Origin of the sequence: Zhaonella formicivorans (genome assembly GCF_004353525.1) — a bacterium.
Classification (GTDB): Bacteria; Bacillota; DUOV01; order DUOV01; family Zhaonellaceae; genus Zhaonella; species Zhaonella formicivorans.
The window spans coordinates 1700862-1713481 of the sequence record NZ_CP085524.1 but is presented as its reverse complement, the minus strand read 5'-3'; the positions used below and the strand labels follow the sequence as shown (position 1 = coordinate 1713481).

9 protein-coding genes are annotated in these 12620 nt (G+C 47.9%); 8 read left to right on the top strand and 1 reads right to left on the bottom strand.

Annotation, left to right across the window (positions count from 1 at the left end):
* Positions 1–47 precede the first annotated feature (47 nt).
* The 8 genes from thiC to EYS13_RS08440 are packed head-to-tail and all read left to right on the top strand — an operon-like array spanning position 48 to position 10315.
* Positions 48–1346 (top strand): phosphomethylpyrimidine synthase ThiC, encoded by a 1299-nt coding sequence (thiC, locus tag EYS13_RS08475; protein ID WP_227761771.1) that lies wholly within the window; start codon positions 48–50, stop codon positions 1344–1346.
* A gap of 24 nt (positions 1347–1370) precedes the next feature.
* A complete protein-coding gene (gene bzaB, locus EYS13_RS08470) occupies positions 1371–2648 on the top strand; it encodes a B12 lower ligand biosynthesis ThiC-like protein BzaB (RefSeq protein ID WP_227761770.1) in 1278 nt (425 codons plus the stop codon).
* Between the two features lie 18 nt (positions 2649–2666).
* Positions 2667–3398 carry an adenosylcobinamide-GDP ribazoletransferase gene (gene cobS / locus EYS13_RS08465; protein WP_227761769.1) on the top strand — a complete coding sequence of 244 codons (732 nt, stop codon included), beginning with the start codon at positions 2667–2669 and terminating at the stop codon, positions 3396–3398.
* 20 nt (positions 3399–3418) lie between these two features.
* Entirely contained in the window at positions 3419–4864 is a 1446-nt protein-coding gene (gene purF, locus EYS13_RS08460; protein WP_227761768.1) for an amidophosphoribosyltransferase, read from the top strand.
* A gap of 21 nt (positions 4865–4885) precedes the next feature.
* Positions 4886–5956 (top strand): nicotinate-nucleotide--dimethylbenzimidazole phosphoribosyltransferase, encoded by a 1071-nt coding sequence (cobT, locus tag EYS13_RS08455; protein ID WP_227761765.1) that lies wholly within the window; start codon positions 4886–4888, stop codon positions 5954–5956.
* Positions 5949–7487 carry a DUF2284 domain-containing protein gene (locus EYS13_RS08450; protein ID WP_227761763.1) on the top strand — a complete coding sequence of 513 codons (1539 nt, stop codon included), beginning with the start codon at positions 5949–5951 and terminating at the stop codon, positions 7485–7487. Before cobT ends, EYS13_RS08450 begins: the two co-directional genes overlap by 8 nt.
* Positions 7488–7492: 5 nt before the next feature.
* On the top strand, positions 7493–8818 hold the full coding sequence (bzaD, locus tag EYS13_RS08445) for a B12 lower ligand biosynthesis radical SAM protein BzaD (protein WP_423055334.1): 1326 nt from the start codon (positions 7493–7495) through the stop codon (positions 8816–8818).
* Entirely contained in the window at positions 8819–10315 is a 1497-nt protein-coding gene (locus EYS13_RS08440) for a B12-binding domain-containing radical SAM protein (RefSeq protein ID WP_227761761.1), read from the top strand.
* A gap of 75 nt (positions 10316–10390) precedes the next feature.
* On the opposite strand, the gene EYS13_RS08435 is transcribed toward EYS13_RS08440, so the two are convergent.
* Positions 10391–12520 (bottom strand): stalk domain-containing protein, encoded by a 2130-nt coding sequence (locus EYS13_RS08435; protein WP_227761760.1) that lies wholly within the window; start codon positions 12518–12520, stop codon positions 10391–10393.
* Positions 12521–12620 lie beyond the last annotated feature (100 nt).

Below are 12620 nucleotides of genomic sequence, written 5' to 3'. Positions count from 1 at the left end.
TTTTGGTTGAGGACTTTTTTTATAAATAAAACAGGAGGGAGAAAACAATGTCATTGTTAAGAAGTGCCTTAGAGGGTGTTGTAACCCCGGAAATGGAAAAGGCAGCAGAGCAGGAGGGAGTCAGACCGGAATTTATCAGACAGGGGGTTGCTGAGGGGAAAATCGTTCTACTCTGCAATTCTAACCATCATAATGTTGTACCGGTAGCCATTGGTGAGGGCTTACGGACCAAGGTCAGCGCAAGCGTGGGCTTATACGGCAAAAATGCCAGAATTAGCGAGGAAGTAACCAAAATAAGGGCCGCCGTCGAGGCAGGCACTGATGCCATCATGGACTTAAGTGTCAGCGGCCCTATTGATGCCATGCGTAGAGAGGCACTGGCTGTTACCTCTAAACCGTTGGGAACACTTCCCTTGTATCAAGCGCTGGCAGAGGCAAGCGAAAAATACGGTTCATCTCTAAAGATGCAAGAGGAAGAACTTTTTGAAGTTATTGAACGGCAGGCCGCTGACGGGGTTGACTTTTTGGCGCTGCACTGCGGCACTACCATGGATGTCATAGAACGGGCCAAGAGAGAAGGCAGAGTCGACCCGCTGGTTAGTTACGGTGGATCGCACCTGATCGGGTGGATGGTACATAACCAAAAGGAAAATCCCCTCTATGAAAATTTTGATCGAGTTCTTGAGATTGCCGCCAAATATGATGTAACCCTTAGTTTCGCAGATGGCATGCGACCGGGTTGCCTTGCCGATTCTTTAGACGGCGCCCAAGTACACGAGCTGGTGATTTTGGGAGAACTGGTACAGCGGGCGAGAGCAGCAGGTGTTCAGGTAATGGTGAAAGGTCCTGGCCATGTTCCCCTTGATCAGCTCAAGGCCACAATAACACTGCAAAAGAGCCTATGTAAAGGAGCTCCGTATTTTGTATTCGGCCCCTTAGTCACCGATACTGCTGCCGGTTACGACCATATTAGCGCTGCCATCGGAGGTGCAATAAGTTCATGGGCAGGAGCGGAGTTTATCTGTTACGTGACACCTGCCGAACACATTGGCCTACCGGATTTAGAACAGGTACGGCAAGGTGTAATTGCCGCTCGGATTGCGGCCCATTGTGGAGACCTGGCGAAAGGATTGCCGCAAGCGGTAAAATGGGACCTGGAAATGTCAGTGGCCAGGAAAAATCTTGACTGGGAAAAACAGATTGCCCTGGCTATTGATCCTGCTACAACTAGGAGAGTGTGGAAAGAGAGAAGCGGTGATTTTTCATCCAAATGTTCAATGTGTGGGCCATACTGTGCTATGGAAATAGTTTCCAAGTACCTGGGTAATAAAAAACACGCTTGTTAACTTGTTAAAAGGAAGGGGATAATCATGACTCAAGTTTTAGCTGCCCGTGCCGGGAAAATCACTGAGGAGATGGAAATAGTAGCTGCCCAGGAGAATGTGGATGTGGAATTGATCAGGCAGGGAGTTGCCGAAGGGACCATTGTTATTCCAAAGAACAAAAACCGGAATCGTTCTAAGCTTTGCGGTATCGGAAAAGGTTTGGACATTAAAGTCAATGCTTTAATTGGCACTTCCAGTGACCGTGATCAAATGGAGATGGAGGCCAGAAAGTTAAAAATTGCGGAAGAGGCAGGATGTCACTCCTTCATGGATTTAAGTACAGGAGGAGATATTGACGGCATGAGAAAGCAAACGCTGTCTTTGGCATCGGTTGCGGTGGGTAGTGTACCTCTTTACCAGGCCGGTGTGGAAGCCATTCAGAAAAAAGGCAGCATCGTGGCGATGACACCTGATGATCTGTTTGAAACTATCGAAAAGCAGGCGGCCGATGGCCTTGATTTTATGGCTATTCACAGCGCTTTGAATTTTGAAGTGCTGAATGCGCTGCAAAAGACGGGCCGAGTTACCGATATCGTCAGCCGGGGCGGTTCTTTTATGACAGGCTGGATGCTGCATAACCAGAAAGAGAACCCACTCTATGAACAATTTGACCGTTTACTGGCCATTATGAAGGAATATGATGTGGTCCTGAGCGTAGGCGATGCTATTCGTCCCGGTTCCACTGCCGACTCCCTGGATGAGCCGCAGCTTAAAGGGTTAATGGTTGCAGGTCAACTGGTAAAAAGGGCGTTGGAAGCAGGAGTGCAGGTTATGGTGGAAGGTCCCGGCCATGTCCCGTTAAATCATATTGAGGCTACCATGCTGTTGCAAAAACGGTTATGTCACAACGTACCTTACTACATTTTGGGCTTTTTAGCCACCGACGTAGCGCCGGGTTATGACCACATTACCGCCGCCATTGGCGGAGCTTATGCCGGCATGTGCGGTGCCGACTTTTTGTGTTATCTAACGCCCGCGGAACATTTAGGACTGCCAACTGAAGAGGATGTTAGAACAGGTGTTATAGCGGCAAGGATTGCCGCCCATGCTGCCAATATTGCCCGGCGCAGAAAAAATGCCTGGAATAGGGATTTGGAAATGGCCAAAGCCCGGGTTGCCCTCGATCTGGACAGGCAGGTTGAGCTTGCTCTCTATCCCGATAAATTGCTGGCAAGCAGGGAAACCGACAATGGTCACCAGTGTGCCGTTTGCGGGGAGACTTGCGCTGCTCAAGTTGCCGCTGAATATTTTGGCATTGCTTAAAACAGGAGTTGCGAGACTTTGGAATTTTTATTAGCATTACAATTTTTAACTAGGGTACCTGTGACTATTGGTCAAAATGTGGAGGAAAGGAATCTGGGCCGGGCCATGGCATACTTTCCAGCTATTGGCTTACTCCTGGGAATTTTTCTGGCAGCAGCCCATGCCATCTTTTCCCTGGTGTTTGCATCTTCAGCAGCCGATTTAGGCACCATCATACTTTTGACCATGGTGACCGGCAATATGCACCTGGACGGCTTAATGGATACTGCCGATGGCTTTTTTAGCGGCAAACCACGGGAAGCTGTCTTGGAAATTATGAAGGACAGCCGCGTGGGTGCCCATGGAGTAACTGCCGGTTGCCTGGTACTGTTATCCAAATTGGTGCTTCTAGGACAAATACCTCAGGAGTTTAAAGGTTTCGCACTGGTCTTGTTCCCGGTTTTAGGGCGTTGGGCCCAAGTTTATGCAGCTGCTTTTTACCCTTATGTCAGGACGGGCCCTGGGAAAACTTCTTTTACTAAGTACGTGGGGAAACGGGAAATAGTTTTGGCTTCGGCAGTTACCCTGGGTATAATTATATTTCTGCTGAGGTTCAGGGGCGTTTTTCTGGCAGGTGCGGCTTTCGCGGGTACAGTCCTGTTTGGATCGTATGTATGTAAAAGGATTGGCGGTATTACCGGAGACACTCTGGGTGCCATGAACGAATGGGTCGAAGTGTTGAGCCTGATTACATTGCAATTCTTATTCTGAAATTTCCGGGAGGCGGTTACATGTGGCGTGGATTTATAGACGATAAACCCCGTGAAGAATGCGGAGTATTCGGCATCTATGCCCCCGGTCAGGATGTGGCTCAACTTACCTATTACGGGCTTTATGCGTTGCAACACCGGGGGCAGGAGAGCGCCGGCATCGCGGTATCAGACGGTGCTGAAATTCAACTCCACAAAAACATGGGCTTAGTTGCGGAGGTTTTTAATGAAACTAACCTGGGGCTGTTAAAGGGCAATCTGGCGATTGGCCACGTACGCTACTCTACTACAGGTGCTAGTTCACTGGCAAATGCGCAGCCTATGGTTTCCCGGTCATCCCATGGCAGCTTTTGCCTGGCCCACAACGGGAACCTGACCAATGTAGCTGAGCTGCGACAAACCTTGGGGAGAAGCGGAGCCATTTTTCGTTCAACCAGTGACAGCGAGCTCATTTTAAACTTCATTACCTGTTTTAGACAGAATTCACTCCCGGAAACAATAAAGCAATGTATGGGCTATCTCAAAGGGGCCTACTCTCTGGTAGTGATGACTAAAAATCAGCTAATCGGTGTAAGGGACCCCAGAGGAATACGGCCTCTCTGTTTAGGCAAGCTGGGTAAGGGCTATGTACTGGCTTCCGAATCCTGTGCTTTGGATGCTATCGGTGCCCGGCTGGTCAGGGATATCAAGCCCGGCGAGATAGTGGTCATAGACGAATCCGGTTTGAAGTCCGTTCAGGTTCCACCTGCCCGGCACCGCAGCCTGTGTATTTTTGAATATATCTACCTGGCCCGTCAGGACAGCATAATTGACGGTGAAACTGTAAACATGGTGCGCCAGGCCTTCGGCAGGCAGTTAGCCCGGGAGTGCCGTGTAGACGCTGACATGGTTATACCCGTTCCGGATTCCGGAAGAGTTGCTGCATTAGGCTATTCAGAAACAGCGGGACTTCCTTTTAAAGAAGGGTTGACGAAAAACCGTTATGTAGGAAGGACGTTTATTCAGCCCGTTCAGAACTTGCGGGAGCTGGGGGTGAGGCTCAAATTCAACCCTATCAAGGATATTTTTAAAGGGCAGCGGGTGGTAATGGTAGACGATTCCATCGTGCGCGGTACCACCTGCCGCCAAATTGTCAAGATGCTGCGTGAAGCAGGGGCCCGGGAAGTACATTTCATGGTTGCTTCTCCCCCTGTACTTTACCCTTGTTATTACGGTATAGATACTGCCTCACCGGGTCAGCTATTGGCAGCCCGGTGCAGTCAAGAAGAAATACAAAAATATCTGGGTGTAGATAGCCTCTATTATTTGAGCCTCAGAGGTTTATTGGCCGCCTTCAAGGCTCCTGCTCAAGAATTTTGTACAGCCTGTTTCGACGGCCAATATCCTATTGCAGTCTCAGCATTCACAGCCCTGGATAATCAACAGGGACCCGATGTATGTATCATGCCGGAGTTCGGGATTATTTAAAACATTGAAAGGAGTGGAAAAATGGGATTGACACTGGAAACAGTAACAAAAGGCATTGAACCGGTAAGTCAGGAATGGCGGATGAAAGCGGGCAACTATTTAAAAAACCTGGCAATTCCCCAGGGAAGCCTGGGGGAACTGCTGAAGTTGGCAGAACAGCTGGCGGCTATTAAGGAGACTTTAAAGCCTTCGGTTAAAAAGAAAATAGTAGTTACCATGGCCGGAGATCACGGGGTAGTTGAAGAGGGTGTCAGTGCATTTCCCCAGGAAGTTACCCGCCAGATGGTAGCCAATTTTGTTGCCGGGGGAGCGGCCATCAATGTACTTTCAGAGGTGGTCGGTGCCCGGGTGGTAGTCGTGGATATGGGAGTTGCCGCTGATTTAAGCGAATTGGTTGAGAAGGGGCATATCCTTTCATATAAAATAGATTATGGAACGAAAAATATGACAAAAGGCCCTGCCATGACCAGGGAACAGGCACAAGAAGCAATTGAAGCGGGGATAGAAATTGCCGGCAAGCTGGTGGAAGAAGAAGGAGTGGAGCTCTTTGCCACCGGGGATATGGGCATTGGAAATACCACCCCCAGCAGTGCCATTCTGGCTGCAATGACTGGTTTCTCCGTCCGTGAAGTCACCGGAAGGGGAACAGGCATAGATGACGAAGGCTTGGAAAATAAGATACGGGTTATTCAAAAGGCGCTGGAGGTCAACAAGCCCGATGCAAAGGATGCCCTGGATGTGCTGGCTAAGGTAGGAGGGTTTGAAATCGGTGGAATTGCCGGACTTATTCTGGGAGCAGCTTACCATAAGGTACCTGTAGTGGTAGACGGATTCATCTCAACTGCCGGAGCGCTGATTGCCAAAGGTTTGGCACCTGACTCTGTAGATTATATGATTGCTTCTCACAAATCGGTAGAAGGTGGACATCAATTCATGTGGGAGGTACTGGGCTTGAGGCCTCTCCTTGACTTGAATTTCCGCTTGGGAGAGGGGACGGGAGCGGCTGTGGCGATGCATATTGTGGAATCTGCTGTCCAGGTGATCAATAAAATGCTTACTTTCGAGGATGCCGGGGTATCCAGGAATGTTTAAATATGACCCCCAACAGGCGGGTCCCCAATACTTGGAGGACCTGGCTACCGGCTACTGGTTTTCGGAGGCGCTCTTTACAGCAGTTGAAATGGAGATTTTTACACTTCTTGAACCTGCCGGAAAGAAAATTGACGAGATCGCCAGGGAAGTAAAATGTGATCTTCAGGCGCTGAAACGTTACTTACATACGCTTTGTGCCTTGGGGCTCTTGACCTGTCATGATGATTTTTTTAGCAACACAAAAATCTCTGCCGATTATCTGGTCAAGGGGAGAGCAGACTACCAGGGGGATTCCATTCTTTGGCGCAAATACCTGACTTCATACTGGCGGGACCTGAAGGCCTGCCTTAAAGCCGGTGGAAGGGTGAATTTTGCTCCGGTTGAGGAAAATGCCGAAAGTTTAGCAGCTCGTATTCGAAAGTATATTAATGCAATGGACTGTGTGGCACACACCAAGGTGAAGGAAATTACCCCCATCTTTTCCGGCCTTGCGCTGGAAGGAAATGTTCTGGATGTAGGGGCAGGTTCCGGCGCTATTGCAGCAGGGTTTTTAGAAAATTTCCCCGGGATGAGAGCCACCCTGATGGATATTCCCGAAGTTCTGGATTATACCCGGCAGCTGGTGCAGAAACGGGGATTTGGGGATAGGGTATCCTATTGTCCGGCTAATATCTTGGAATCATGGCCTGTTAGCAAGGGAGAGTTTGATCTAATAATACTTTCCAATATTGTCCATGCCTATTCGGAGATAGAGGCCTCCCATATTTTAAAAAACGCTATACAAAGTCTTAAGCCGGAAGGTTTTTTGCTTGTCCATGATTTCTTTGTGGAACATTTTCCGGAAAAAGCTGCCCTTTATGATCTGAATATGTTGATCAATACCTACAATGGCAAAATTTTTGCGAAGGAGTGGCTGAGGAAACAAATCAATAGTTTTAACCTTTATGTTTCTGAGCTTATTCCTTTGGAGACGGATACGGCTGTACTTATAGCTGCCAAAAATGCCGAGAGATTGGAGAACCTTGCTCTGGATTGTAAATCCCGACTGGTTTCCAGGATTAAAGCTCTTGGATTTCAAAGGGTATTACCTATTCCCGTTGAGCAAATTCATGTTGCTGATTGGACCGTTTTGCGCTGCCGCTTCGGGTGTGCATACTTCGGGAAGCCCCACTGTCCGCCCAACAGTCCTTCGCCTGAAAAAACAAGAAAAATGCTGCAGGATTATAACCAAGCGCTGCTCTTGGAAGGGGAACCTCCCACCAGGAGTTTTCAAAATCGTGTGTTGCAGGCGGAAAAAGAAGCTTTTAAGGCAGGTTTTTATAAAGCTTTTGCTTATTGGGCAGGTCCCTGTGCCCTCTGCGATTCCTGTTCCCCGGAAGGAGTTTGCCGCAGGACCAGGGAAGGCAGACCTTCCCTGGAGGGGGCAGGTATTGATGTATTTGCAACGGTCAGGCGTGCGGGCATAAACTTGCGGACATTGGCCAGTAAGGGTGATTATATTAAATATTTTGGCCTGCTGCTATTGGAGTGATTATGATGCGTGTTCTGTTAGTGCAAGCGCTTTCAATGGACGAAGCATCTTCCGAGAGGGTATATCCTATCGGAATTGTCTCTCTGGCCACCCATATCCAGGGTAGAGGCTACGAGGTAGAGCTTTTGGACATGAATCTTAACGCGGATCCCTTTGGAGCACTGAAGGAGAAGCTTTTAAGTTTCCGGCCGGAGGTAGTGGGCATATCCCTGCGCAATATTGACCCTCTGGCCAACAAGACCAGTTCTCTTATTCCGCCATTTTTTGTTGCGGTGCGAATGATTGCTAAACTTTTACCCCAAACCCGGATTATTGCAGGAGGTACTGGTTTTTCCCTGTTCCCGGAGCGGCTAATGCTTGCTCTGCCGGAAATCGACTATGGAATTGTGGGGGAGGCCGAAATATCTTTCCCGGCCCTCCTCTCCTCACTGGATAATCCCCCTGCTTTAAAAGGTCTTTGCCTGCGGGACGGTGATAGGGTAAAAGTTATGCCGCCCTCCCAAGAATTTGACCTGAGTACCAATTACCTCCCTCCTGCCAGAAATTTGCTGGACCCATCCTCTTACCTGGGGATTAACAGCTATGTTGCTGCAATAGGGATTGAGACAAAACGGGGATGTCCTTTTCAGTGTTCCTATTGTGTCTATCCCAACCTCCAGGGAAAGAGGTTGCGCTGCCGTCAACCCGCGGGGGTTGTGGACGAGATGGAGTTTTTACATAAGGAGTATGGTATTGAGAGATTTCACTTTAATGACCCGGTAGTGAACATTCCTGACGGATATCTGGAAGATATTTGCCAGGAAATACTGCGCAGGAGGTTAAAAGTGAAGTGGGGTGGCTTTTTCCGCGAAGACCACTTAAATGAAGATAACGTAACGCTCTTCGCAAAGGCAGGCTGCGAGTGTTTCTCTTTCTCTCCCGACGGTCTCTGTCAGGAATCCCTGGACATACTGGGTAAAAATCTTACGGAAGAGGATATTTTAAAAGCTGCAAGAATTGCTGCCAAGAGCGATGTAATCAGTATCTACCATTTTATGGTCAATGTGCCCGGTGAGAACGAAAAGACCATCGAGAAAGGAATCAGGCTCCTGGAACGGATTTATGACCTGCACAGCAGGAAGAGAAACCTGGGAACAGTTATCCTGAACAATATCCGGATTTTGCCTGGTACACCTATAGAAGCTATTGCCAGGGAAAAAGGGGTAATAAGTGCGGAGACTGACCTGTTGTATCCGACCTATTATAATCCAAAACCGTTTGAGACTTTGAGATACCATTTGGAAACTTTGCATCTGTGCAAAAACGTGTTTATGTGGCAGGGGGTGAAGTAAATGCAGGTGCTTTTGCTGGAGCATCCGCGGAGCATAAGCGCTGAAAGGTGTAACGACATAGCTAATGCTCCCCTTTCAGCATGCCTGTTGACCGGTTATGCTGCAGGTATGCTGAAGAGTAAAGGACACCAAGTGGAAATTGTAGAAGGCTATTTGGAAAAGCTTTCCTACGAAGAAATTCTGGAACGGGTCAGGGCACTGCAGCCTGATATTCTGGGAGTTCACCTGGTCTATCACTGGAAGCACGACCTTAAACTTTACAGTTTTCTGGAAAAGGTTAAAAATGAAGGACTTGCTTCCTATATAATAAGCTATGGTTTTTACCCTACCTTCGCCTATGAAGAAATCTTAGAATCATGCCCGGCAATTGATGCCGTTATCCTGGGAGAGCCGGAACTGACTTTTGCTGAACTGGTCCAAGCTCTTTGCTGCCAGGTTTCCATAGAGCATGTTACGGGAATTGCATACAGGGAGGGGCAGGGCAGAATAGTCTTTAGCCGGAGGGAACTTATTGAAGATCTGGACAGCCTTCCTTTTCCTGTCCGAACAAAAGCTTCACTGGGTATTGGCGAGGTAAATATTCTGGGCAGCCGGGGCTGCTACGGAGCATGTACCTTTTGCTATATAAATGCGTTTTATGGCCGGGGTTCCAAATGGCGGGCGCGCAGTCCGGAGAATATTGTGGCGGAGATAGATGAGATTATGGCAGAGCATAAGATGAGGTATTTTTACTTTACCGATCCCAACTTTTTTGGTCCCGGCCAAAGGGGACAGGAGAGGGCAAAAAGATTAGCTGCGCTCCTAAAATCGCGCAACATTCGCTTTGGCATCGAGGCCAGGGTGAATGATATCCACGATGAAACTATCGCTGCACTCGCTGATGCAGGACTTAGCCATATCCTGCTCGGCCTCGAGAGCGGAAAGGACGAATCCCTTAAGCGTCTTAATAAAATGACTACAGTGGCGCAGAATGAAATGGCTTTAAAGGTCCTGCGTAAATATAGCATAGAACCCAATATAGGGTTTATTATGTTTGAACCGGACTCTACCTTGGAGGATATTCGGATAAACTTTGAGTTTCTTAAAAGAAACAACCTGCTAAAAAATCTTGAGACCACAGCTAATGTGCTCTACCACCATCAGATCATCCTGCAGGGGACCGGCGCTTATCAAAGGCTGCAAAAAGAGGGACGTTTGCAAATCTCGCCCTATTCAAGCTATGAGGCAAGTACCTCTTATTCCAATCCGCAGGTGGCAGTTTTTGCCTCTATCATGAGGGAGATTACCAACTTTATTTTCTCCCGTATGGAGCAAATTTGGAGCGGTAAGGTGGCAGAACCGGCAGATGCTCCCCAAAAATATGCAGAGATGAACCGGCTGCTGGTGGATTGGTTTGAATACATTTTAGGTACACTGGAAGTTGTGAAGGACTTTCCGGAAAAAGATGCTTTTTTGGTTGAAGCTAAAAAAAGAACAGCTGAAGTGCTAAATTTTTAAGTCATAAAGTAAAGAACAACCGGGGCCCTTTAGTTAGGGCCCCGGTTGCTATTCAGGGTATTCTGACTCAAAGCTTTATTTTAAGCTGTTTAATCTTTCTTTTGCCGCTTTGAGCAAATCCATGGCTAACTCATAGTTGTGTGCGCCGGTGCTGCCGTCTTGCAGCACGATATCATAGTTGAATTTAGCTTCTTTGTAAGCCTGGTTATCTTTAAAGGAAGCTTTTGCTTCGATTAGAGCCCCAACTGCCTCAAGCTCGGCTTTAACGTCAGACTGCCACTTATCCAAGCGGGCTTGGATATATTCCGGTTTAGCTCCCGGATGGCAACCCATACAGGAATCATTGGGCATGCCGTATTCTTGGGCCACTTTAGGTGTTACTATATGCATGTTATGGCTTGGGTCGGGTCCTGTAGTTTTGGGCATATGGCAATCAATACAGTTGACGCCGGCTTCTGCCATAACGCTTGGCTTCAGCTCTACTCCGACACCGATGAGCCCCTCATTTAATTCTTTTTGCGGGTGATGGACTGCAGAGCCTACAGTGGCGCCTTCCGCGTTATGGCAGCTGCCGCACAACTCTTCCTTGGCAGTTCTGAATTGGGTCGGGTTATGGGAGTCATGGCAAGCCTGACAGGACAGGCCCTCTTGTGCTGTTTGCAAAGTAGGCTTATTGCCTTCTTTTGCGGTGATATAATCAGCCGAGTGACATCCCAAGCATTCATCGGTGGCATGGTCGTTAGTTTTTAAGTCTTCCAACGCTTTGCTATGATCTGTAGCCAGCCACTCCGGATATTGAACATGGTGGGAGTTCCTGGCATGGCCTGTTGGCCAGAAGGATTTTACATCATCCAGGCTTACATGGGTATAAAATTCTGCCAGGTCCATACCTGCTTCATAGTTGCCTTTTTCTTCACTATATGGGTAGCCATAAGTTTTACCATCCGGCCTTTTAGCTGCTGAAGCACCTCTTGTATGGCACTGGCCGCAGTTAGCCGCATTTGAACTTACAATGATATTGTCTTTAGTCGGGTTGGAAGCATGTTCTTTTCCGGGGCCATGGCAGTTTTCACAAGCGATTCCCAGTTCGAAGAATCCTTTGGGAGTATCCGGCTTGCCTGCAGTGGGCACCTGGATGTTGGTCACATGGCAACCGGCACAGGTGGATAACCACGGAGTGCCTTCACCCCAAGCCTCTACCTCGGTTTCCCATTCTTTATCTTTCATATTCCAAGTAGACCACATTACCGGATAGTCATCAGCCGGAACGCCAAATGTTCCCCTCTTGCCGACTAATTCCTGTCCGTGTAATAACCCGTCTTCTTGGGTGTTTAAGGCATATTGAATGTCATTTTTGCCAAAACCGATGGCTTTGGGGTAGTTACCTTCAAAGTTGCCTTTCAGGGCAGAAGGATCTTTAGAAACATCTTTGGCGAAGTTGCCGTGATTGTTATTCCATTCTTTGTAAGCATCGGGGTGGCAGGTGCCACAAGTTTCTGATCCCACGTAATTGTTGGAGATTAACGCCTCCTGAGGAGTGGGGATGGGTTTATACACCTTTATGCTGTTGTTGGCAAAGTCCACCTTAAGTCCTAATTTTTCAGCAATAAAGCGCAACGGTGCGTAGGATACGCCGGCAGTTTCACGGGCTGCGGCCTCAAGCTTTATTTCTTGCCCGTTGACAACCGCTGTATCTTTGCCTACTGTCAGAACAATGGTAGTAGATGCTGACTTAATGGTAATAGTTTTCTTTGTTCCATCCCAGACAGGAGAAACTTTAGCTATTTCTGAGATCTTGGCCACAGGAACCAGGGTAGTTCCGTTAACCATCAAAACTTTTTCAGCTTTGTCGTTAATTTTTAAAGTGGCTGTTTTGGCGGCTGGCAGTTGGGCAGCAGCAGGCTTAGTAGCTGAGGGTTTTGCAGGAGCACTGCTTTTTGCCGGTGTGCTGCTTTTTGCCGGCGCCGCAGGTTGCGCTGGTTTGGCTGCTTGCACAGAATCTTTAGTTGGTGCAACTCCTGCCTTATGACAGCCGGAAGCAAAACAGTTGCCACCAAAGCTGGCTTTTGCATCAGCTTCGTATACATTTACCAACGCTAAGGCACAGACAGCGGCAAATAATAAACATGCTGTCAAGATTATGGATTTTCTTGTCATTGTTTTTTCCTCCTTTTTGGTATTGAGATGCTTGCCTTTTATCTTCATATTTTTTACACCTCCTTTCGGTTTAAAATAGCAAGCAAAGCTGTCATAAATCAGGTTAATTTGGATAAACATTGTGATATTTGTCACAAATCCTGATAAA